At 72.4% G+C, this 23548-nt stretch carries 18 protein-coding genes; 3 read left to right on the top strand and 15 right to left on the bottom strand.

Translation table 11 applies throughout. From position 1 onward, the window contains the following. The coding region (locus IQ251_RS19705) for a hypothetical protein (RefSeq protein ID WP_228046426.1) at nucleotides 1–388 on the top strand (388 nt) is incomplete at its 5' end. Nucleotides 389–431: 43 nt separating this feature from the next. On the opposite strand, the gene IQ251_RS09455 is transcribed toward IQ251_RS19705, so the two are convergent. The 4 genes from IQ251_RS09455 to IQ251_RS09440 form a co-directional block, all read right to left on the bottom strand. Continuing rightward, a complete protein-coding gene (locus IQ251_RS09455) occupies nucleotides 432–4082 on the bottom strand; it encodes an FkbM family methyltransferase (RefSeq protein ID WP_193928104.1) in 3651 nt (1216 codons plus the stop codon). Nucleotides 4083–4207: 125 nt separating this feature from the next. Next, nucleotides 4208–5551 carry a type I glutamate--ammonia ligase gene (glnA, locus tag IQ251_RS09450; RefSeq protein WP_193928103.1) on the bottom strand — a complete coding sequence of 448 codons (1344 nt, stop codon included), beginning with the start codon at nucleotides 5549–5551 and terminating at the stop codon, nucleotides 4208–4210. Between the two features lie 135 nt (nucleotides 5552–5686). Continuing rightward, nucleotides 5687–7303, bottom strand: a complete 1617-nt coding sequence (locus tag IQ251_RS09445; protein WP_193928102.1) for an SLC13 family permease — start codon at nucleotides 7301–7303, stop codon at nucleotides 5687–5689. 102 nt (nucleotides 7304–7405) lie between these two features. Then, a complete protein-coding gene (locus IQ251_RS09440; RefSeq protein ID WP_193928101.1) occupies nucleotides 7406–8977 on the bottom strand; it encodes an alpha/beta hydrolase in 1572 nt (523 codons plus the stop codon). Between the two features lie 83 nt (nucleotides 8978–9060). On the opposite strand from IQ251_RS09440, the gene IQ251_RS09435 reads away from it, so the two are divergent. Further along, nucleotides 9061–10818 carry an NAD+ synthase gene (locus IQ251_RS09435; RefSeq protein ID WP_193928100.1) on the top strand — a complete coding sequence of 586 codons (1758 nt, stop codon included), beginning with the start codon at nucleotides 9061–9063 and terminating at the stop codon, nucleotides 10816–10818. A 151-nt stretch (nucleotides 10819–10969) separates the two neighbouring features. Beyond that, complete coding sequence (gene panB, locus IQ251_RS09430; RefSeq protein ID WP_193928099.1) at nucleotides 10970–11827, top strand: 3-methyl-2-oxobutanoate hydroxymethyltransferase; 858 nt, start codon at nucleotides 10970–10972, stop codon at nucleotides 11825–11827. Nucleotides 11828–11868: 41 nt separating this feature from the next. On the opposite strand, the gene IQ251_RS09425 is transcribed toward panB, so the two are convergent. From IQ251_RS09425 to IQ251_RS09375, 11 genes are all read right to left on the bottom strand, one after another. Beyond that, nucleotides 11869–12861 carry a glutathione S-transferase family protein gene (locus tag IQ251_RS09425; RefSeq protein WP_193928098.1) on the bottom strand — a complete coding sequence of 331 codons (993 nt, stop codon included), beginning with the start codon at nucleotides 12859–12861 and terminating at the stop codon, nucleotides 11869–11871. Between the two features lie 44 nt (nucleotides 12862–12905). Continuing rightward, nucleotides 12906–13652 (bottom strand): SDR family NAD(P)-dependent oxidoreductase, encoded by a 747-nt coding sequence (locus IQ251_RS09420; protein ID WP_193928097.1) that lies wholly within the window; start codon nucleotides 13650–13652, stop codon nucleotides 12906–12908. A gap of 32 nt (nucleotides 13653–13684) precedes the next feature. Beyond that, nucleotides 13685–14350, bottom strand: coding sequence for an NADPH-dependent F420 reductase (npdG, locus tag IQ251_RS09415; RefSeq protein WP_193928096.1), 666 nt, complete (start codon nucleotides 14348–14350; stop codon nucleotides 13685–13687). Nucleotides 14351–14428: 78 nt separating this feature from the next. Further along, nucleotides 14429–15859, bottom strand: coding sequence for an RNB domain-containing ribonuclease (locus IQ251_RS09410; protein WP_193928095.1), 1431 nt, complete (start codon nucleotides 15857–15859; stop codon nucleotides 14429–14431). Between the two features lie 6 nt (nucleotides 15860–15865). Further along, nucleotides 15866–16051 carry a hypothetical protein gene (locus tag IQ251_RS09405; RefSeq protein WP_193928094.1) on the bottom strand — a complete coding sequence of 62 codons (186 nt, stop codon included), beginning with the start codon at nucleotides 16049–16051 and terminating at the stop codon, nucleotides 15866–15868. A gap of 80 nt (nucleotides 16052–16131) precedes the next feature. Further along, nucleotides 16132–16590, bottom strand: a complete 459-nt coding sequence (locus IQ251_RS09400) for a hypothetical protein (RefSeq protein WP_193928093.1) — start codon at nucleotides 16588–16590, stop codon at nucleotides 16132–16134. A gap of 36 nt (nucleotides 16591–16626) precedes the next feature. After that, nucleotides 16627–17646 (bottom strand): C40 family peptidase, encoded by a 1020-nt coding sequence (locus IQ251_RS09395; protein WP_193928092.1) that lies wholly within the window; start codon nucleotides 17644–17646, stop codon nucleotides 16627–16629. Nucleotide 17647: 1 nt separating this feature from the next. Beyond that, entirely contained in the window at nucleotides 17648–18223 is a 576-nt protein-coding gene (locus IQ251_RS09390) for a hypothetical protein (RefSeq protein ID WP_193928091.1), read from the bottom strand. Nucleotides 18224–18265: 42 nt separating this feature from the next. Continuing rightward, nucleotides 18266–20179, bottom strand: a complete 1914-nt coding sequence (locus IQ251_RS09385; RefSeq protein ID WP_370591299.1) for a hypothetical protein — start codon at nucleotides 20177–20179, stop codon at nucleotides 18266–18268. After that, nucleotides 20176–23031: an ATP-binding protein gene (locus IQ251_RS09380; RefSeq protein ID WP_193928090.1), complete on the bottom strand. Its 2856-nt coding sequence runs from the start codon at nucleotides 23029–23031 to the stop codon at nucleotides 20176–20178. Before IQ251_RS09380 ends, IQ251_RS09385 begins: the two co-directional genes overlap by 4 nt. Before the next feature lie 16 nt (nucleotides 23032–23047). Then, nucleotides 23048–23548, bottom strand: a complete 501-nt coding sequence (locus tag IQ251_RS09375) for a hypothetical protein (protein ID WP_193928089.1) — start codon at nucleotides 23546–23548, stop codon at nucleotides 23048–23050.

Below are 23548 nucleotides of genomic sequence, written 5' to 3'. Positions count from 1 at the left end.
CAGTTCGCTGTTGAGTTCTCAAAGAACACACCCGATAAGCATGAAGCCCAGCCAGGTGAATATTTCTTTCGCGTTTTGCGTTGTTCCTACTTTAGCAGGGCCGGATCTCGGCGTTTTCAGGGGGGTCCCCCGCCTGATCTCCGTGGAGATCGAAGCCGTGCTCAAGTTTGTCAACGCTGCACCAATCGAGTTCACCTCTCTTGGCGACCGCTTCACGTTACCCGGTTCGCTTCGCGGTGTCAAACCCGCGCGCCCCGAGCGGTCTGCGCTCCACGCGATCGTCATGCCGATCGCTGGTCGCTCCCACAGCCGTACCCGCCAGGCTCGTACGTCCTGTTCCGTCCGGCTTTCCGTGCGGCAAGAAATAAGTTACGCACACTCTCCGTGAAAGTCAAATCGCCTGGTCAGACCCTTGACAATCACTCCGGCGGCTAGGTCGTCCTGCCGGTAGGGCGCAGCCACAGCTTCAGGGTCCGCCCGGGACCGGCGGAGTGCACGGCGCGGAGCAGGTCATCGGCGGAAACCGGCGTCGTCCGGCCGACCGGGACCAGTTCGTAGCCCCAGGTGCCGAACTCGCGGAGCACGGCCGCGGGGTCGTCACCCAGCTGCTCGATCGACGACGGGGTGAACGAGCAGACCACCGAGGGGCGGTCCCGGCGGAGCAGGCGGACCAGGCCGCCGAGCGCGCGGTGCACCCGGCCACCGACGTCGACGTGCACCACGGACAACCGCCTGCCCTGCAGCGCGGCGTGGCCTTCCAGCTCCTTGTCCAGCCGGACCGCCGGGACGACACCGCCCGATTCCGCGGCCGTACTGCCCACGGACACGCCGCCCGAGGCGGCCGGTTCCGAGCTCAGCGAACCGACGCCGTCCCAGGCCGCGGCTTCCACCAGCACCAGCTCGCCGCCGGGTGCCGCGGGCACGTTGACCTCGACGTTGTGTTTGAGCAGCTGCATGCTGCGCGAGCAGGGCTCGACGGCGACGACGGTCCCGGTGCCGCCGAGGCGGCCCAGCACCCGGACCGTCTGGTATCCGGCGTAGGCGCCGACATCGACGAAGACGCCGTCCGGTTCCAGGAGCGAATCGATCAGCGCGGAGACGTCGGCATCCCACTCCTGGTTGGACGACAGCCAGGGCAGCAGGACCGCGTCATCGGCGGGCAGCCGCAGCAGGCCGGCGTCGCACAGCACCGGTGCGCTGCCGGTGTCCGCCGATCCGCTGCTGCGCTCGTGCTCGCGCAGCACGATGCGCTGCAACACCTCGGTGCGCTGCAGCGCGTTCGCCGCGTCCCGGCCGGCAGCTTGCGCGGACTCCAGCTGCTCGTGCGCTGCGGCCTGCCGCTGCTCCAGGACATCCATCCGGTCCAGCAACCGCTCGACCGCGCTGGTCAGGCTGTCCATGCGCTCGGCGAGCGCGTCCGAGCGGTGATCGGTTCCCGAGCCCGACTCCAGGTCGCGCAGCCTGCGGTGCTGGTCGGCGAGATCGGCGCGGGCGCGCACCACCCCGTCGTCCACCCCGGCCAGCCGGGCGCTGCTCTGCTCGTGCAGCTGCGCCAGCCGGGCGAGCTCACCGCGCACTGCTTCCTGGTCGCCGTCCTCGCCCTCGTGCTGCCTGCGCAGCACTTCCGACGCGGTCCGCTCGACACCGTCGACGACCGAGCGCAGCACGTCGCGGATGTGCTCGTCGTAGTGCCCGAGCGCCTTGAGCACCGCCTTGCGCAGCGCCGGGGCCATCGCGTTGCGGCTACCGACGCCGACGTCCGGGGCCCGGTGCAGCGCGTGCCGCGCGACGACCAGCGGACGCAGCGGATCATCGAACTGGCCGTGGCTGTCGTGCGCCCACTTCGTGCGCCAGGTCCGGTAGGCCAGCTCGACGCGAGCGCGCACCTTCTCCCCCGCCGCTGCCGGCGGGTGCACGGACACCAGCTGGTCGCGCACCCGCTCGCCCAGCTCGCCCGCGGCCTCCGGATCCTCGGCGAGCCCACGCAGCAGGTCCGCGGCGGCGTCGACGTCCGGCTCGCCGGACGCACCGGGCACCAGCGCGGCACCAGCAGGTCCGAAGAGCTCGGCGACCGCACCGTGTTCGCCGGCGACGACCGGCACACCGGCCCCAGCGGCTTCCAGCAGGCGCAGCACGTTGTGCTCGCCGGCAGCCCCGCGATGCAGCGAGAGGACACAGTCGGCGGCCGCGAGCACGTCCTCGGCCGCGCCGTCGCCCTCCAGGAGGACGACGCGCGGGTCGGCTGCGGTGGCCAGGCGAAGGCGCTCGGCCGCCTCGGGATGCGCCGCCGATCCGCTCGCGGCGATCAGCAGTCGCACGTCGTCCCGGTCGTCGAACGCGGTGCGGAACGCGTTGACCGCGCCCAGCGCGTTGTCCGCCCGCTCGGTGCCGTGATCGGCGAACGCGCCGACGGCGAACTCGGCGGACAGGTCCAGGCCGTCCCGTACAGCTTTGCCCGCGACCGGATCGGGTTCGCCCTGCGGGACCGGGAGCCGCACCACCCGCGGGCCCGGTTCGCCGGAGCCCCGCGCGAGCACCCGCGCGGCCTCGGACAGCACCCAGGTCTCGGCGGTGTCCGCGGGCACCTCCCGGTCCGCGGACGGGCACACGTCGACCACGTAGCGGCCGGCCGGGACCGGGAGATCCGGTTCGCAGCGCAGCACCACCGGGTAGTAGGCGCTGTCCGCCGAGGCGAGCCCGGACGCGTGCACGGCGGCGCGGACGAGCCCGGCGAGCCGTCCCGAACCCAGGATCGCGACGCCGAGCTGGTCGACCAGCGCCGCCTCCCGGGCCGGACCGCGCTGCACGGCGGCCGCGGGAACCCGTCCGCTGGCCACGCCGACTCCGGTGCACCACTCGTGGAACGATTCGGCGCCGGTCCCGAACGGATCGGGGTGTTCGCGGCGCAGCGCGGGATCCGCGGACCACACCGCGGCCGTCCAGCGCGACCCCCCGGCCGCGCGCTGCCGGGCGTCGGCCGGTGCGCACGCCCAGTCCAGGAACTCGGCGCCGTCGGATCCCGGCTCGAAGGGGCTGGCCGGCGCGGTGCCGGCAGACCACGCCTGCAGGTACTCGGTCCGCAGCGGCTCCGGGATGCGCCAGCCGCCGGGCAGCACGTCGAACGGGTAGGGCTCCTCGCGGGCGTAACCGGCCTCGACCAGGGCGGTGCGGTAGCCGGCGCAGAGCCCGGCCAGCACCGGATCCTCGGAGAGCAGCACCCGCGGGCGGTCGGCGTACTCGGTGGACAGCAGCCAGGGCCGCTGCGGTTGGAAACCGGCGAAGTGCGCGCTGCGCAGCGCGGATCCGTCCGCCCGGTAGCCGTCGGCTTCGGCGGTGAGCTCGCGCTGGGCGGCGTTGAACGCGGACAGCCCCACGCCGGGATCGCGCAGCACCTCGTGGTCGACGTGCACCCCGATCCCGTCCAGCAGCGGGGCGTCCGCGGCGGGATCCGCGCGCAACTGCTGCGCCCACGCCTCCAGCAGCGGTTCGGCGCCGGGCCGGACGGCGAAGCAGGCCGGGTCGAACGCACCGGAGCGCGCCAGGTCGCCCGCGTCCGGCCGCAGGCCGTCCGCGGTCAGCGCTCGCAGCACCCGCGGCACCACGGCGACCGGTCGGCGCGGGCAAAGTCCGGACAGCAGGTCGTCGAACGGGGCGTACACCTGCACTGACGGTTCGAAGCACAGGACGGTGCCCCCGCCGGCGAGCAGGTGCTGCAGCAGCAGCGGGCGCAGCGCGGTGCGCAACCCGTCGGCGGTGCAGGACACGGCGAGGCGGGCGAATTCATCGGCTGCGAGCCCGAGATCGGCCGGACGCAGCACCTCCGCGGGCAGCCCGTCCGGATCGGGCTCCGCATCGGCGGCCTCGATCAGCAGCAGCACGAACCGGGCTCCGGGGTGGTGGCGGCGGAACGAGTCCGCGAGCACCCGCGCTGCGGGCAACCGGTCACGCGCCGCCAGCACGCAGCCGACCAGGTCGCCGCCGTCCGCGGATTCTGCGGGCCACTGGAGTTCTTCCGGCTGGTCGCCGCCGGGCGGGGGCGCGGCGGACTCGGGACGGTCGGCGCCGGGCTGCGAATCGGTCACGGTCGGAACCTATCGCCTCGACGCGCACGCCCGACACGCCAGATCCCACCCGAAGCGGCGAGCAGGACCACGTCTTCGGGTGGATCGGTCGGGACGCGGGCGGTACCGCGCCCCGACCTGCCGGATCAGAGCATGGGCAGCAGGGTGCGCAGCTCGTACGGCGTGACGTGGCTGCGGTAGGCGTTCCACTCCTCGCGCTTGTTGCGCAGGAAGAAGTCGAAGACGTGCTCCCCGAGCGTCTCGGCGATCAGCTCGGAGGACTCCATCTCGGCCAGCGCCTCGTTCAGGTTCTGCGGGAGGTTGGCGTACCCGGCGGCGCGGCGCTCGGCGTCGGTCAACGACCACACGTCGTCCTCGGTGGCCGGCTGCAGTTCGTAGCCCTTCTGCACCCCGCGCAGGCCGGCGGCGAGGATCACCGCGTACGCCAGGTACGGGTTGCACGCGGTGTCCAGGCTGCGCACTTCCACGCGCCGCGACGAGGCGCGACCGGGCGAGTACATCGGCACGCGCACCAGCGCCGACCGGTTGGCGTGCCCCCAGCACACGGCCGTGGGTGCCTCACCGCCGACGACCAGCCGCTTGTAGGAGTTGACCCACTGGTTGGTCACCGCGCTGATCTCGCGGCCGTGGTGCATGATCCCGGCGACGAAAGCCCGCCCCACATCGGAGAGTTCGTACGGGTTCTCCGGGTGGTAGAAGGCGTTCTGGTCGCCCTCGAACAGGCTGAAGTGGGTGTGCATCCCCGAACCCGGCTGGGCGCTGAACGGCTTGGGCATGAACGACGCCTTCACGCCCTGGGTGATCGCGACCTCCTTGACCACGTACCGGAAGGTCATCACGTTGTCGGCCATCGTCAGCGCGTCGGCGTAGCGCAGGTCGATCTCCTGCTGGCCCGGCGCGCCCTCGTGGTGGCTGAACTCCACCGAGATGCCCATCGCTTCGAGGGTTTCGATGGCGTTGCGCCGGAAGTGCGGGGCCGCGTCGTGGCTGGCCTGGTCGAAGTACCCGCCGGAGTCGGCGGGACGGGGTTCGCCGCCGTCGTCGGGCAGGTCCTTGAGTAGGAAGAACTCGATCTCCGGATGCACGTAGCAGGTGAACCCGGACTCGGTGGCGCGCGCCAGGGTGCGGCGCAGCACGTGCCGCGGGTCCGACCAGCACGGCGATCCGTCCGGCATGTGGATGTCGCAGAACATGCGCGCGGAATAGTGCTCGCCGTCGGAGGTCTCCCAGGGCAGCACCTGGAAGGTGGACGGATCGGGTTTGGCGACCATGTCCGATTCGTAGACCCGGGCGAAGCCCTCGATCGCCGAACCGTCGAACCCGATGCCCTCGGCGAAGGCGCCTTCGAGCTCGGCGGGCGAGATGGCGACGGACTTGAGCATGCCGAGCACGTCGGTGAACCACAGCCGCACGAAGCGGATGTCGCGTTCCTCCAAGGTGCGGAGCACGAACTCCTGCTGGCGAGTCATGCCCGCAGCCTAAAAGCTCACCGGGCCCGTCGCGTAACCGGACGGCGAACGTCATCGACCGGTAGCCGGAGGTAGCACGCGCGCAACACGGGCGGCGGTTCGCCCCCGGGGACGAACCGCCGCCCGCCCGGAACGTCAGCCACCCAGCGACAGCGCCGCCACCATCAGCGGGACCAGCGACACGATCAGGATCGCGCCCGCGACGTCGAAGACCACGCCCGAGCGGATCATCTTGGTGATCGGCACGGAACCCGAGCCGTAGACGACGGCGTTCTGCGGCGTGGACACCGGCAGCATGAACCCGAACGACGCGCCGAAGGTCGCGGCGAGCGCGGGGATGAACGGGTTGATCCCGGCCGCCACGGCCACCGGGATCACGATCGGCACCACCACCGCCGCGGCGGCCGTGTTCGAGGTCGTCTCCGAGACGACCACCGCCAGCACCACGGCGAACACGGTGATCGCCACCGCGCTGGACAACCCGAGCGCACCGGCGGTTCCCTGGCCGAGTGTCTGCGCGAGCTCGGTGTCCTCCAGCAGCGAGCCGAAGATGATCCCGGTGCCGAACAGCAGCACGGTCCCCCAGTCGATGCGGCTGGCCTCGGTCCAGCTGAGGGTGAACTGCCGCTTGCCCCAGTCGGTGGGCAGCAGGAACAGCAGCGAAGCGCCGAGCACCGCCACGATCCCCTCGTCCAGCCGCTCGCTGATCACGTCGTAGGCGGCGGAGTCGTTGCCGGCGAACAGCGCGACGAATCCCGGCGCGACCCAGAGCCCCACGGTGACGGCGAACGCGACGAGGGTGTTCTTCTCCGCGCGGCTGACCGGGCCCAGCTTCGCGCGCTCGGCGGCCACGTACTCCTCGATGCCGGTGAGCTTGCTGATCTCCGGGCGGTTGAGCAGCAGCAGGATCACCGCGAGCACCACGAACATGAGCAGGCAGATCGGTGCGGCGGCCGCCATCCACTGCAGGAACGAGATCCGCTCGCCGGTGGCCTCCTCGATCATGCCGCGGCCGATGAGGTTCGGCGGGGAGCCGATCGGTGTGAGCAGTCCGCCGACGCTGGCGGCGTAGGCGAGCATGAGCATCAGCGCGGTGCCGACCCGCAGGCGCAGCGGGTCGAATGCGGCCCCTTCGGGCAGCCGCTGGCGCACCAGCTCGGCGATGACCCCGAGGATGCCGACCGCGGTGGGCAGCAGCATCGCGACCGTGGCGGTATTGGACACCACGGCCGACAGCAGCGCGGTGATGACGCCGAACGCGATGATCACCCGCCAGGTGCTGCGCCCGACGCCGGGCATCGACAGGATCGTGAACGCGAACCTGCGCGCCACCCCGTGTCGCAGCATCGCCTGGGCGAGGATGAACGCCCCGATGAAGGTGAACACGGTGCTGGAGCCGAACGGCTCCAGCACGTCGTCCGGGGGCAACACGCCAAGCACCACGATCGCCGCCACGCCGATGAGCCCGCCGATCGGGATCGGCACCGGTTCGCAGACCCAGAGCACGATCACGCCGAGCAGCACCGCGGAGAGCTTGTGCTGGGCCGGGTCGAGCTGGACCGGCAGGAGCAGGAACACGATCGTCAGGACCGGGGCCAGCACCAGGCCGACCGTGCGGCGCGCTCGTTCGAACCGCTCCTCGGACGGCGACAGCACCTGCTCGCCGAGCCCGCGGTACGTGCTGCCGGACAGCAGCACCGACGTGACGTCCTGCGCCGCCCCGGAGGGACCCGCATCGTCCTGTTTGTCCATGCGGTGACGGTAAAGGACAGTGAGCCAGTTCACTATACGGTGAACGTCGGTACTTCCGGCTCATCCGGACCAGCCGCGGGTCCCGGCCGGGCTGCGGTTGCGTCAGTTGCAGCGTTGACCCGGCTCCGGCAGCTCCAGGTCGATCAGGTAGTCCCGGCCCGCTTCGTCCACACAGGAATTACCCTGCAGGAACACCGTGTGCTGCGTGCCCTCGTAGGTCAGCAGACCGCCGCCGAGCGCGTCCGCCAGCTCCTGACCCGCCCGGTAGGGCGTGGCAGGATCCCCCGTCGTGGAGACCACGAGCGTCGGCGGGAGCCCGGAGACGTCCGGCTGCGAGGGATCACCGGTGACCGGCACCGGCCAGAACGAGCACATGTCCCGCGCCGCGCTCGGCGGGTTGCCGTCGTCGAGGAACGGGGCCGCCTCCCGGTAGCGCCGATCGGCGGCGCGGACCTCGTCCGGATCGTGCACCCGCTGGTCGTCGACGCAGTGCACCGCGTCGAAGGCATCCGTGGTGTTGGAGTACCGGCCATCGGGCTCGCGTCCGTAGTAGACGTCGGCGAGCGTGAGCAGCAGGTTCCCGCTGCCCGCGCGCAGCTCGTGCAACCCGGTGTTGAGCTGCTCCCACAGCGAGGGCGCGTACAGCGCCTGGATGGCGGCGGTGGTCGCGTCCTCGTAGGACAGCCTGCGGTCCTGCATCGCCGACGCGGGCTGCTCCACCAGCGGCCGGGTCAGCTCCTGGAACCGGGTGACCGCCGCCGACGGGTCCCGACCGAGCGCGCAGTCGTCCTGCTCGGCGCACCAGGCCGCGAAGTCGTCGAAAGCGCGCTGAAACCCCGCACCTTGAGCCACGAGCTGGTCCACGGTGGACTGACCCGGGTCGATCGCCCCGTCCAGCAGCAGCGCACGTACGTTCCCGGCGAACTGCTGGGCGTACTCCGAGCCGATCCGAGTGCCGTAGGAGAAGCCCAGATAGCTGAGCTTGTCGTCGCCCAGGGCCGAACGCAGCACGTCCAAGTCCCGCGCCACATCCCGCGTTCCGACGTTGGCCAGCAGCTCGGGACCGGTGCGCTCGGCGCACTTGCCCGCGTACTCGCGCTCCTCCTGCTCGGAGCGGGCGACGCCGCTCGGCGAGGAGTCCGCATCGGAGTCGAGCCGGTCGGCGTCGCGTTCCGGACCGGTCAGGCAGTGCACCTGCGGTTCGGAGGCGCCCACCCCGCGCGGGTCGAAACCGACCATGTCGAAGCGGTCCGCGAGTTCGGCGTCCTGACCGGCCATGCTCGCCGCCGCGCTCATCCCGGAGGCGCCCGGCCCGCCCGGGTTGAGCACGAGTGAGCCGATCCGCTCGTCGCCGCCGGTCGCGGGTTTGCGCAGCAGTCCCAGCTGGACGGTCTCGCCATCCGGGGCGGCGTAATCCATCGGCACTTCCAGCCGGGCGCACTCCAGTCCCGGATCCTGGTACAGCGGCCGGTCCTGGGCCGTGGTCGCGTACGTCTCGCACGGCCCCCAGGACAACTCTTGGCCGTAGAAGCGGTCGAGCCCCGGCGGAACCGGACCGGTCGGCCCGTTGCGTTCGGTGTGCGGCTGCAGCGGTTCCGAATCCTGCCCCGGCAGGCTGCAGGCGCTACCGCCCAGCACGAGCACGGCCGCGAGCACGGTCAGTAGGCGGATCACCGTGGGATCGTGACATGGCAGGAGCGGCGTGATTCACACCGGGCAGCACGACACGCGGCCGCGATGTGCGCGAGGATGACGGAATGCCCCAGCTGCGCATCGCACTCGCACAGGTCAACGCATGTGTCGGCGACATCGCCACGAACAGCGCCATGATCCGGAACTGGGCCCGCTCGGCGGTCGAGCGGGGAGCGCACCTGGTCGCGTTCCCGGAGATGGTGCTGTCCGGGTACCCGGTGGAGGACCTGGCGCTGCGCAAGTCGTTCGCCGCCGCCAACCGCGTGGCGCTGGAGCAGCTGGCGGCCGATCTGCAGGAAGACGGCTGTGGGGACGCCCTGGTGCTCGTCGGGCACCTCGGCCGCGACGACGAGGGGCCGCGGAACTCGGCCTCGTTCCTGCACGCCGGTGAGGTCGTGGCGACGTACCACAAGCACCACCTGCCGAACTACGGCGTCTTCGACGAGGCCCGCTACTTCGCGCCCGGGTTCGACCTGCCCATCGTGCGGCTGCACGGGCTGGACATCGGCGCGGTCATCTGCGAGGACATCTGGCAGAACGGCGGACCGGTCGCCGCGCTGGGCAAGGTGGGCGTCGACCTGGTGGTGTGCCTGAACGGCTCGCCCTACGAACGCGCCAAGGACGACGCGCGCACCCCGCTGGTCGCCGGGCGGGCGACCGAGGCGGGCGCTCCGGTGGCCTACGTCAACCTGGTCGGCGCGCAGGACGAGCTCGTTTTCGACGGCGACTCGATGGTCACCGGGCGGGACGGGCGGCTGCTCACCCGCGCCGCGCAGTTCACCGAGCAGCTGCTCGTGCTGGACACCGACCTGCCCGCGGGCGAGCACACCACGACGACCGTGCCGACCGAACCGGGCACCGTGCGCAGCCCGGCGGCGTTCGACGTGCAGCGCATCCTGCTGCAGCCCGACCCGGTGCCCGCCTACGAACCGCTGCCGGCACCACCGGTGGCCGAACCGCTGCCCGATGAGGCGGAGGTGTGGTCGGCGCTGGTGACGGGCCTGCGCGATTACGCGCACAAGAACGGTTTCCGCACCGTGACGCTGGGACTCTCCGGCGGGATCGACTCGGCGGTGGCCGCGGCGCTGGCCGCCGACGCGCTCGGCGCGGACGCGGTGCACGGGGTCTCCCTGCCGTCGGACTATTCCTCGGAGCACTCCCGCTCGGACGCCGCGGACCTCGCGGAGCGGATCGGCTGCCACTACCAGGAGCAGCCGATCCGGGACATGGTCGAGGTGTTCGTCGGCCGGCTCGGGCTCACCGGCTTGGCCGAGGAGAACGTCCAGGCGCGCTGCCGCGGCATCACGCTCATGGCGCTGTCCAACCAGTACGGCCACCTGGTGCTGGCCACCGGCAACAAGACCGAGCTGGCGGTGGGCTACTCCACCATCTACGGCGATGCGGTCGGCGGGTTCGCGCCGATCAAGGACGTGCCGAAAACGCTGGTGTGGCAGCTGGCGAGGTGGCGCAACGCGGAGGCCGAGAAGCGCGGCGAGGTGGCTCCGATCCCGGAGAACTCCATCAGCAAGGAGCCGTCCGCCGAACTGCGCCCGGGACAGGTCGACCAGGACTCGCTGCCGCCCTACGACCTGCTCGACGAGGTGCTCGACCGCTACGTGGAGAGCGACCGCAGTTACGCCGACCTGATCGCCGAGGGCTTCGACGCCGACCTCGTCGAGCGGGTGCTGCAGCTGGTCGACCGCGCCGAGTACAAGCGCAGGCAGTACCCGCCGGGCACCAAGATCACGTTCAAGGCGTTCGGCCGGGACCGCAGGCTGCCGTTGACCAACCGCTGGCGCGAGCTGCGCCCCGACCAGCGGTAGGCACTTCGCTGCGGCACCGGTCACGGCGACTGTGACGTCGTTCCGGCGGGTACCCGTCCGGTCGGCAATCGTGCGAGGCTCTCCGCGCAACCTTCCTCCGACACACCCGGGGACCCGCTGCGCGGGCTTCGAGGGACAAGGACGGTCGACGATGACTGGTGCTCAGAACCCGGCGCAGGCGGAGACCGCCGCGCCGTACGGATCCGGCCCCGCTGGCCGGCGGGTGCGCATCCACCACCTCCAGCAGCTCAAGGAGCGCGGGGAGACCTGGCCGATGCTCACCTCCTACGACATGTACACCGCGCAGATCTTCGACCGGGCGGGCATCCCCGTGCTCCTGGTCGGGGATTCGGCCGCCAACAACGTCTACGGCTACGAATCCTCGCTGCCGGTGACCGTGGACGAGCTGCTGCCGCTGACCCGCGCGGTCACCCGCTCGGCGGAGCGCGCACTGGTGGTGGCGGACCTGCCGTTCGGCTCCTACCAGGGATCCCCGGAGCAGGCCGTGGCCACGGCGGGCCGGTTCATGAAGGAGGGCCGCGCGCACGCGGTCAAGCTCGAAGGCGGCAGGCACTTCGCACCGCAGGTCGAGGCGCTGGTGCATGCCGGGGTCCCGGTCATGGGCCACCTCGGCTTCACACCGCAGAGCGAGCACCGGCTCGGCGGTTACCGCGTCCAGGGGCGCGGGGACCAGGCCGCGGAACTGCTGGCCGACGCCCGGGCTCTGCAGGAGGCGGGGGCGTTCGCCGTGGTGCTGGAGATGGTTCCGGCCGAGGCGGCGCGCGAGGTCACCGCCGAGCTGGACATCCCCACGGTCGGGATCGGCGCGGGCCCGCACACCGACGGCCAGGTGCTGGTGTGGACCGACATGGCGGGCATGAACACCGGCAGCACCGCGCGGTTCGTCAAGAAGTACGCCGACCTGGGCGGGGCGCTGGCCGAGGCGGCCGGCGACTTCGCCGCCGACGTGCGCTCCGGAAAGTTCCCGGCGGCCGAGCACAGCTTCTGAGCCGCCCCGGCCGGGTCGTCCGCCGCGGCGGCCCGGCCGGGTCAGGCCGGCGGGGTGCCGGTGCCGAACGGGCTGCCGCCGAGCTGTTCGCGGTGGTGCGGGGCGTACCAGCCGGACTCGTCGGGGCCCGCGGGCACGATCCCGGACGGGTTCAGCTGCCGGTGCGTCTCGTAGTAGTGCCGCTTGATGTGCCCGAAGTCCACCGTGCTGCCGAATCCGGGCGTTTGGAACAGGTCTCGCGCGTAGTCGCGCAGCACCGGCAGCTCGGCGAGCTTGTGCCGGTTGCACTTGAAGTGCCCGTGGTAGACGGCGTCGAAGCGCACCAGAGTGGTGAACAGGCGGACGTCGGCCTCGGTGATCGTCTCGCCGACGAGGTAGCGCTGCCGGGACAGCCGCTCGGACAACCGGTCCAGCTGCTCGAACAGGCGGCGGAACGCCTGTTCGTAAGCCCGTTGCGTGGTGGCGAACCCGCAGCGGTAGACGCCGTTGTTCACGTCCTCGTACACCGCGGCGCTGATCTCGTCGATCTGCTCGCGCAGTCCCTCCGGGTACAGGTCCGGGGCGCCGGGCCGGTGGAACCGGGTCCACTCGGTGGACAGGTCGAGGGTGATCTGCGGGTAGTCGTTGCTGACCACCCGGCCGGTGGGCACGTCCAGGATCGCCGGGACCGTGAACCGCCCGGCGAAATCCGGATCGGCCGCCAGGTACGCCTCGGACAGGAACGCGATGCCGGTGCGCGGATCGCGACCGCCCGGATCCAGCGTGAACCGCCAGCCGCGGTCGTCCCGGATCGGATCGACCACGCCCAGCGAGAGCACGTCCTGCAAGCCCAGCAGCCCACGCACGATCAGCGAGCGGTGCGCCCACGGGCACGCCAGGCTCACCACCAGGTGGTAGCGGTCGGCCTGCACCGGCCAGCCCGAGGAGCCGTCGGCGGTGATCCGCGCGGTGAACCGGTTCGGCTGGCGGACCCACTCGCCGCTCCGCGCGGTCTCCCCGGCGAACTGGGCCGATGTACGCTGCGCATCGGTCATGGCACCCACGGTAAGCACCCGCCGCCGCGGCGAACACCCGCCGGTCACATCTCGGCGCGGCGGCCTCCGTCGACCGTCCAGGCGGCGCCGGTGACGAACGACGCGCGCGGCGAGAGCAGGAACGCCGCGACCGCGGCGAGCTCGTCCGGATCCCCCGAGCGACGCAGCGCCGTGGCCCGCTCGGCCTGCTCCTGGCCGGCGGGGTCGGCGGCGGCCAGCGACCGGGCGCGTTCGGTGTCGAACCGGCCGGGCAGCAGCGCGTTGACCCGCACCCCGCGCGGCCCGACCTCGTTGGCCAAATCCTTGACGAAGCCCTGGGTCGCGGGGCGGGCCACGTTCGAACTCGCCAGCCCCGCCAGCGGTTCGGCACCGGACGTCGAGGTCAGCACCAGCACCGAACCGCCCTCGCCCAGTTGCCCGGCCACCTCGCGGGCGAGGCGGATCGGGGCGACGGCGGCGATCTCCAACCCGCGGCGCAGCGTGTCGTCGTCCATCGCCGACGGCATGCCCGGCGGGGGCCCGCCGTGGCTGACGAACAGCCCGTCCAGCCGACCGAACCGCTCCCGCGCGCGCTCGACGAGCAGGTGCGGCGCGGCCGGATCGGTGAGGTCGACCGCCGCCCCTTCTGCCGACTCGCCCAGTTCGCGCACCGCGGCAGCGGTGTTGTCCGCGTCCGAGGAGGAGACGACGACGCGCGCCCCCTCGCCGACCAGTGCCCGCGCGGTGGCGAAGCCGAGCCCCTTGCTGGCGCCGGTGACGATGAAGCAGCGCCCGGAAAGATCCAGATCCATGCTCCCGAGCCTAGGCACCGGCCCGGGACGGCTCACACGTCGGTGATCCGCAGGCCCGCGTGCGCCTTGTACCGGCGGTTGATCGCGATGATGTTCGCGGTCAACGCCTCGACCTGGTGCGCGTTGCGCAGCCGCCCACCGTAGATGCCGCGCACCCCGGGGATGACCCCGGCGAGCTCGCGCACCACGTCGGTGGCCTCCCGGTCGTCGCCGAGCACCAGCACGTCCAGGTCCACGTGCGGCACGTCCAGATCGGCCAGCGTCACCGCCGAGACGTGGTGGAACGCGGCCGTCACCCGGGAGTCCGGCAGCAGCTGCTCGGCCTGCTCGGCGGCGCTGCCCTCCTCCACCGGCAACGCGTACGGCCCCTTGCCGTCGAAACCGAGCGGGTTCACGCAGTCGACGACGATCTTGCCCGCGAGTTCGGTGCGCAGGCTGCGCAGCGTGTCCGCGTGCCCGTCCCAGGGCAGCGCCGCCAGCACGATATCCGCCTCGGCGGCGCATCCGGCGTTGTCCCGGCCGGCCACGTCCCCGCCGCTGGTCGCGGCGATCTCCTGGGCCGCTTCCTGGGCCCGGTCGCTCTTGCGCGAGCCGATCAGCACCCGCAGCCCGGCCTGCGCCCACCGGATCGCGAGCCCCTTGCCCTGCGGACCGGTACCGCCGAGCACTCCCACCGTCATGTCCTGCACGCCAGCCACTGCTGCCCCTTTCGTCCGTCCGATGCGCCTCCACGATCGACCCCGCGAACCGCGCCCGCCACAGTCGGGGGGTGTGCGTCAGGCCACTTCGAAGGCCACGGTCCGGGTGTCCGGATCCGCCCGCACCAGCCGCACCCGGACGCGGCTGCCCTCGCCGGGCACACCGGAACACGGCGCGATCACCGGCGGATCGGCGATGTAGACCTCCCCCGCGGACCCGTTCGCCGAGCGCAGCACGGTCGCCGGGAACTCGGCGCCCACCCGGTGCGCCAGCGACCACGCCTGCACCTGGTCGATGCAGGCGCGCTCCACCCGGGCGGCGACCCGGTCCGAGCCGCCCATCGCCGAGGGCAGCTCGGCCAGCGCATCCCGCGCCCACCGCGGTACATCGCGCCCGTCCGCGGTGGCCAGGCAGACCTCCGCCGCGAACCGGTCCACCAGCCTGCGCAGCGGTGCCGTGACGTGCGCGTAGGCGGCACCGATCCCGGCGTGCCCGGTCTGCGCCGGGGCCCCGCCGTCGAACGCGGTGTACCCGGCACCGCGCAGCAATCGTGCAGCCGCCACGTGCACCGCCAGCGCTTCCGGGCGGTCGGCGGGCAGTGCGGCCAACGCGCCCCCGGCCGACGTACCGGACGGCCAGTGCACGCCGAGCCGGTCGGCCGATCGGCGCAGACCCGCGACCACGTCCGGCTCGGGATCCGGCACGGTGCGCAGCACACCGGTCCCGGCGGACAGCATCATCTCCGCAGCGCACATCCCGGTCAGCAGCGAGATCTCGGCGTTGTACTCCTCGACCGCGGGCCGCGGGCGCAGCATCAGCCGCCAGCCGCCGGCTCCGTCCGGCTCCACCTGCTGCTCGGGCAGCCCGAGTTCGATCGCGCCGCGCTGCGCGGCCTGCTTGCGGCGCAGCCGACCGACTTCCGGCAGCAGTTCGATCGACGGGTGCGCCACACCGAGCCCGAGTTCGCCCTGCACCCCGCGGTAGTCGAGCCGGGCCGTGGACCGCACGATCGCCCGGCACACCGACACCCGCACCGGCAGCGCATCCGAGTCCAGGTCGAACGTCCACAACACCGCCGGGCGCACCGCACCCGGCAGCAGGCTCGCACCGTCCTCGGCCAGCCCGTCCGGATGCAGCGGGACCTTGCCGTCCGGTAGGTACAGCGTCTGGCCGCGCCGCCGCGCTTCGGCGTCCAGCGCGCCGCCCGGGGTGACGAACGCGGCCACATCGGCGATCGCGTAGTGCACCCGGTATCCGCTGCGCCTGCGCTGCAGCACGACCGCCTGGTCGAGGTCGCGCGAGCCGGGCGGGTCCAGCGTCACCAGCGGGAGGTCGGTGGCGTCGCGCCGCCTGCCGGGCAGGCCCGCCACCGGGCGCTCCAGCTCGGCCAGCGCCTCGGCGGGATAGTCCCGGGCCAATCCCAGTTCCGCGCGGACCGCAGCGAAATCGGTCTCCGCGCCGCACGTCGCGGCGGCGCCGAGACCGTCCCCTGCCGGTGTCCGCGGCACGTCGGGCTAGTCCCCCTGCTCCCAGCGCTCGTCGGACTCGTCGGCCTGCTCGGTGCGGCGCGCGGCGATGTCCAGGGCGTGCGCGGCGGTCTCCCTGTCCGGGTAGGGGCCCAGCCGGTCGGCCGCGCGGCAGCCCGCCTGCGGTTCGACCCGCTGGTGCTTCAGGCAGTAGTACCAAGCGTTCTGGCCCATGACGGCAAGCCTCGCACGCGGGCGCGCGGGTGTCACTGGCCCGTGAGTCCATCGGGGCCGCGGCACCACCCGCACGGCGGTCACCACTGCTGCGGCGCCGGGGCGGCCGGGGGCGGCTGCTGCCCGTCGGGCGGGTTGCGCGGGATCGGATCCAGGCAGGACACCAGCACCCGGTGGTTCTCCGGATCCGGCACCCGGCTCCCGTCGCGCAGCCGGTACTCCAAATCGCCACCGTCCCCCACTTCGATGGTGCAGCCGACTTCGGCCAGCTGGTCCTCGTCCAGGTCGGCCAGCCACTCGTAGCGGGACGGGACGACCCGGTACACCGGCCACTGCAGGTACCCGTAGGCCTGGTGGAACTCGGCGAGCAGGTTGCGCATCTGCTGCTGCCACGGCAGCGGCATGTTCTCCGCCAGCGAGCGCGGCAACACCGCGTACCCGCCGTCCACCCCGGGTCCCTCGCCGGCGAGGTAGTCACCGAGCGGTGTGCTGGATGCGGGCGGGCCGGTGTGCCGCGGGATCGGGTCCGGTGTGAACATGATCAACCCCTCCGGTGGTCGGGCGGACCGCCGTGCTCATCGGCCGGCGCCGCTCGCGGGGACGGCTGCGGCTTCCGCGGCGGGTGCTTCGTCGGCGGGCCGGATCACGTGCGGCAGCAGCTCACCGCTGTCCCACATCTCGGTCACCTCCACCTCCTCGCCGGGCTGCGGCGCGTGCACCACCTCGTCATCGCCCAGGTAGAGCGCGACGTGATGCACCGCCTGCGGATCCCGCCCGTAGCCCCAGAAGACCAGATCACCGGGCTGCGCCTCGGCCAGCGGGACCGGGACCCCGCCCTCGTCGTACTGCGTCTGCGAGTACTTCGGGATCTCCACGCCGGCCGCCTTCCACGCCTGCTGGGTCAGTCCCGAGCAGTCGAACACGTCCGGGCCCGCCGCTCCCCACACGTACGGGGCGCCGACGTTGCCGACCGCGTACTCCACGGCCTGCCCGGCCAGGACGCTCGGGCTCGGCAGGTCGTCGCAGCCGGTGATGCCCTCCACGTCGCCCTCGGTGCTGACCAGGTGGGCGGCCATCGGCTCCCATTCGTGGTAGCGCATCGGGAAGGCGGAGCGCTCCACGCGCTGCGCCGCGGTGCCCGGACGCATCTCCTCCCAGCCCGGGATTTCCACCAGCACGTCGTAGAACTTGTGCACCTGGTACTCGACGTCGGTGACCTGCGCGACCGTTCCCCAGCCCATGGACGGGCGCATCTGGAATATGCCCAGCGAATCCCGGTCGCCGTGCGTCAGGTTGGCCAGGTTGGACTCGGTCTTGCCCGCCTGGATGGCGATCTGCCAGGCGCGCGGGGGGAGCTGCCGCTCCTGGCCGATCTCGATGATCCGCTGCGCGATGTCCACCGACTCGCCGTCCAGCGAGGCGGCGTCGCTCTCCCCTCGGCCGGCGCCCTCGCCCCACGGCCCGAGCCCGGCCGCGCAGCTCGTCCAGTCGCGCTGCGACCCGCCGGTGGCCCCGAGCAGGGCGGTGAGCACCCCCACCCCGAGCAACCCTGCGAAACCCGCGAACACGACCACCGCAACCACGAGTTTCCGCATGTCAACCTTCCCTGTCGTAAGTGGCCACGCGCCAGCCGTCAGGTGTGCGGTTCACCGTCACGCGCAGCGGACCCAGATCGGTGGGCACCCGCACGACCATCGAGGTGCTGGTGGCGGGACCCGGTTCGGGCCGCCCGGTGACGGCGCTCGGGGCGTTGGCCGGATCGACCGACGCCATCTCGGTGATGAACTCGTCCGTGGTGTGCGGCCGGAGCCCGTCCAGCCACCGCTGCTCGTCCATGCCGGGGCGGAAGGCGGTGAACCGCTGTGCCCAGGCGTCCGCGACGGCCACTCCCCGCGGTGACGGGCGGGCCGGCGGCGGGGCGTTCTGCGGGACGGACAGCGTCGGCGGCGACTTCGGCTGCGTCGGCGCCTCGGCCCGCACGTCCCCGCCGGGCTCGGCGGTGTACGTCGGCGACCGCTGCTGCGGCGGCGGATCCGGGAGCAGCAGCCCGACCACCGTCGCCGCGCCCACGACCACGACCAGCGCCACCACCAGATGCCGGGGCGAGCGCAGCGGCCAACCCCACAACCTGCGGTACACCGCTGCCCGCCCGCGGTGCGTGCGGATCGGCATCAGGTGCTCCTCTCCACGGCCGGGCGTCGGGGTCCGGACCGGTCACCCATCGGCCACCTCCAGACCGCGCGACGGCCGGTAGATGACGTTGACCGGGCGTCCGGCCACCACTTCGTTCTCCGAACGGCGCGGCTGCGGACCGGGTCCCGGATCGGGCGCGCCCCGGTCCTGCTCAGCGGCGACCCGGGACGGCACGAGCACCGGATCCTCGTCCGCGCGGTCCCAACCGGCCTCGGCCACCGGGTTCGTGTCCACGACCCGGCTGTCCGACCGCGCCTCCGGCAGCGATCGCGCGCCCGCGCGCCGCTCCCGGTCGCCGGAGCCGATGGGGATCGCCGCGCTGGGGGCCTGCGGATCCGCGGCGGGCGGCTGGTCCAACCGCTGCGCCGTGGCCGCCACCGAGTGGTGCTCGGCTTCCGGCCTGCGCCGGCCCGTCCCCGCCCCGGCCCCGTGCTCGGGCTCGGCGTCGCTGGTGCGCACCTGGTCCCAGAACTCGTCGCTGCCGTCGGCGGACCCGTCGCCGCGCCGCCTGCCGCGGAACCGGGAGAACACGCTCGGCGGGACCCGCTGGTCGCGCATCCCGGAACGGCCGACGGACAGCTCCACCATCTGCCCCATCCGGCGGACCGGGCGGCCGATCATCAGGAACACGATCGTCACCAGCGCGGCCAGCAGGATCTGGGTCAGCGGCGAGAAACCGCGCCCCGGGGCGAAAATCCAGGTCAGCACCAGGGTGTGCAGGCCGGCCATCGCGGAGATCATCACGACGTTGAGCACCGCGGCGCCCGCGATGCGCCCGACGGTGCGCAGCACCTGGTGGTGCACGATCGCGACCAGGCCGATGAGCGGTCCGGCCAGGATCAGCACCCGCAGCATCACCTGCGCGAGCAGGATCGCGGCCTTGGCCAGCAGTTGGAACGAGGCGAACGCCAGGCTCTGCACCATGGCGAGCCCGCCCGCGCCGATGCGGCTGCCGTCGACGCCCTGGAAGTAGCCGTAGGTGCTGCCGGTCTGCCCGGCCACATCGCGAAACTGCTGCTTCTTCGGCTCGGGCGACCCCTGGTCGGCGCCCTCGTTGACCTCTTCCTTGGTCCACGCCTGCGCGGTCAGCAGATCGCGGCCGAGTTCGCGCGCCTGCGGCGCGTCCGGTGAACCGAACGCGCCGCGCAACCAGTTGTCGTAGATGACCCGGTCGTGCAGCAGAGTGGGCAGCGCATTGCTCTCGTCCACCCCGACCTCGCTGAGGAAACCCGCCTGCACCGCCGACGTTCCGGTGATGACCACCTCGTCCAGCGCGTGCGTGTACACCAGTGGCGTCAGGTAGGTCGCCGAGGCGAACCACAACCCGGCCAGCGCCCACATGCTGCGTTTGCCGATGGTGGCCAGGTCGCCCTGCCAGATGTAGCGGAACAGCAGCACGGCCAAGACCAGCGCCACCAGGCCGAACCACGGCGCGAAAACGCTGTCGTACAGGGCCACCGTGCCGGTGGCGATCAGCTCGTCGAGCGGGTTGAGCAGGTCCCCGTTCAGCAGCGCGTAGTGCAAGCCGTTCGTGGCACCGACCAGGTTCTTGGCGATGTCGAACAGCTCGTTGCCGACCCAGGTGTCGGCCAGCGCGTCCGGGTTGGTGATGCCCTGCGGTCCGCAGCCCAGGTCGTAGGTGTTCCAGACCAGACCGGCGTAGCCGACCTCGTCGTAGGCGCTACCGGGTTCGCCGATGCCCATCGGCGCGGGGTCCAGCGCGCCGACCATGCCCGATCCGGGCCGTTCCGGGTTCGGCGGTTCCTTGCAGTCCGAACCCTGCGCCCACGCGGCGGAACCGAACGCCAGCTGCGCGGCCAGCACCCCGGTCAGCAGCAGCAACGCGCCGCGCACCGGGATGCGGAACCGCCGCAGCAGCAGCGCGCAACCCGCGACCGCGACGGCCGCGAGCGCCAGGAGCGCGACCCCGCTCACCGGGCGTCGTCCCCACCCCGCTCGCCCTGCTGGCGGGCCGAGCGCTCGCCGTCGTCATCGCCGTAGCCGATGCCGACCGATTCCAGCTCGAACTCGTCGAAGTCCTCGAACTCCGCGGAGCGGTCGTCGACGTCCGGGACCGCCGCGCCGATGGGCCGGGCCGGATCACCGCGGTCGGAGTTGGCGCCGTCCCCGCCGGCGCGCAGCTCGCGCCGGTCGACCGCGTCCTTGGCGGCCGGTGTGGTGTCCAGCGCCTCGCGGAGGTGTTCCAGGTGCGGACCGGAGAAGTCGATGCGGATCTTCTCCACTCCGCCCGCGCCGTCCCCGAAGATGAACTGCCGCGGTGCGCGGTCCCGTTCGGTGCTGTTGCGCGCCGGACCCGGCCTGCGGCCGAGCGCGGCCACCACCTGCTCGTACCCGGCGTCGACCGGAACCTTGAGCAGCCGCAGCGCATCGGCCTGCGCCTGCTCGTCGTCCAGGCGCCCGATGAACACCGAATCCAGCAGCGAGACGAAGCCCTGGATGCGCAGGAAGTCGTCCGGGATCTGGCTGGACAGCAGCACCCGCACGTTCCACTTCCGCGAGTCGCGGGCGAACCGGTTCATCAGCACCCGGCCGGTCGGCACCTCGGACAGGAAGAACGCCTCGTCGATCCACACGCCCTTGCGCTCGTCCTTCGGCCGTTCGTACAGCGAGCGCTGGGTCAGCCAGGCGGCGAGGTTGAGCATCTGCACGCCGAGCGCCTCGGCGTCGGTCCAGTGCTCGCGGCCCACACCGTCCTTGGGCAGGTTCAGCCCGGCCATCGTGAGCACGGTGAGCCGGTCCTCGCGGTGCTCGGAGTACGGGTCGGCGTCGGCTTCCGGGATGAGCAGCGACATCCGCTCCCGGATCTCGTCGAGGAAGTCGGCGACCACGATCGCGTGCTCGTGGTGCTCGCTGGCGTCCCGGCGCAGCGCCTCGAAGACCATGCCCGGGTGCGCATCGGCCCGCCCGCCGACCGCGCGGACGGCGCGCAGCAGCACGATCCGGGTCTGCGGCAACCGGGCGACCTCGAAGGGCAGCAGCCCGGTGAGCACGTCGAGCACGAGTCGCCTGCGGGTGGCCGCGGCCAGCGCGCGCTCCCGCCGCCAGCTGCGTTCCGGATCGTCCTCGTCGACGAAGTGCTCCAGCTCCGGCTCGGCCACCACCCGGTACGGGTTGAGGATGCCGGGCTGGGCGTTGAGCAGGTTGATCGGCCGCGCGTAGGGCCGCAGTTCGGGCAGTTTGCACAGCTCGGCCAGCGGTCCGGACGGGTCCAGCAACGTCCAGGTCCCGCCGGCGCGCAGTGTCTTGTACACGATTCCGCCGCCGAGGAACGACTTCCCGCCGCCGAGCCCGGCGACCAGGGCGGTCAGCCCGGACGCGTCGCGTACTTCCTGCGCCATCCACGGATCCCAGGCCACCGGACGCCGAGTCGCGGTGCACGTCTCGCCGAGCAGGATGCCGCGCCGGTCGCCGACCTCGGCAGTGGCCTGCGGAACGCCGGACGCCGCCCACACGACCGAACCGCGGCGCATGTAGGCACCGTTGGCCAGCGGTTCGCCCGGGATGAACTCGCGGGCCATCGCGTACTGCGCTTCCGGGTGCTCGATGGCGATCTTGGGCTTGTACAGGTCCAGCAGCTGCTGGGCCAGCCGCAGCGCGTCGCGCTCGGTCGGACCGGAGACCGCCGCGCGCCACCAGGAGCGCACCCGGGTGGCCAGCGCGGTGAACCCGGTGGTCATCTCGTCGTCGATCTCCAGCACCCGGCCGGCCTGGCGGGCCAGCGAGGTCGGTGGCTCCAGCCCGTGCTCCTCGGTGTAGTGCCGCACCTGGGAGCGGACCTTGTTCATCTGCCGCTGCAGCTCGCCGCCGACCTCCTCGGGCCGGCGGACGTAGATGCGCGCCGACCACTCCACGGGCGCGGGCAGCCGGTCGGAGTGCTGCATCCACGGATCGTCGATCTCCGGGATCTGCAGCCCGTGCGACTGGCCCACGGTCAGCAGCGCCACGTGCCGGGTGATGCCGGCGTTGGAACCGGTGCGCCCGCGGACCGTCACGGTCGGCGCGTACGGCTCCTGGTGCATGTCCGAGGCGTCGGTGAACGACGCGAGGTCCTCCGGTTCCCACGGCGCTCCCGGGACCGCGGGCAGGTTGCGCGGCGCAGGCAGGCCCAGCGAGCAGGACCGGTGCATCAGCCAGGAGACCTCCTCGGCGGTGACCGGACGCCCGTCCAGCCCCGCCGAACCGATCACCTGGTCCAGGTGGTCGATCTCGCTGTCCAGCGCGACGAGCTCGGCATCCACCGCCTCCGGGAACACCCGCTGCAGCAGCGGTGCGGCGCGTTCCACCGCGCGGTCCACCACGTTGCGGGTCTGCACCTGGACGCCGAGGTAGACCTCCTTCTCGGCCATGGAACGGCCCATCAGCTGCTGCTGCTCACCGACCATGTAGTCGTCGAAGCTCAACGCGTCCGGAGTGTCCGGCAGCGGGTTGCGCGCGTTGTGCACGTGCGCCTCGGCCCACATCCGGATCGGGTACGGGCGGTTGGTGACGCGCAGGTGCATCCACCGGCCCTGCAACTCCGCGTATTGGCCCGCGATCGCGGCGATGAGGTCCTGGCGCTGCGAATCCGAGCGGAACGACCAGCGCTGCGGGGACAACCGGTACCAGGCGAACACGTCCTGACCGGTGCGCAGCAGGTGGCCGTCGATGGACCGGGCCGCGATCGACGGGGTGTACTGCGGGATCGACTGCTCGTCGCCGAGCCCGCGGGGCTGCTTCTTCTTGGCTCCGCCGCCCTTGCCGGTGGAGCCGCGGACCGCTCCCGGCATCTGGTTCGTGTTGCGCTCACGGCCTCGCCGGCGACCGAACACCCCGAACCTCCTTGCTACGAGTTCGCCTGCTGGAAACCGCGTCGCGCCGGCCGCCGCGGCCGGAACGCGCCCGCTGCCGCCGCTCCGGACGCCTGCGCCCGGTTTCGGCCGGGCGCGGCCGGTGGTTCCGGACCCGGATCTGCGCGGCGCTGGCGGCACCTCCGGTGCCGGAACTCCGCTCCCGGGGCGCGGTCAGTTCGCGCAGCCACATCACCAACACCGCGCTCAACGGACGTTCGTGACCGATGCGCGAGCAGATGACCTGGGTGAGCGCGACCGTGATCACCACGGCCCACCCGGTGGAGATGAATCCGAAACCGATGCCCATCCGGCGCTCGACGGCCAGCACCAGCAGGAACACCACGAGACCGACACCCCAGGCCACGTAGCGCGCCCGCCACGGGAAGGTGGCCCGCGGCGGGCCGAGCCACACCGCATCGACCCGGTAGACCTCGTCATCGGTGCGAACGCGCAC

Source organism: Saccharopolyspora montiporae, from assembly GCF_015209505.1.
Classification (GTDB): domain Bacteria; phylum Actinomycetota; class Actinomycetes; order Mycobacteriales; family Pseudonocardiaceae; genus Saccharopolyspora; species Saccharopolyspora montiporae.
Note: the sequence above shows the minus strand (reverse complement) of the source record. Positions and strands in the feature narration are given on the sequence as shown.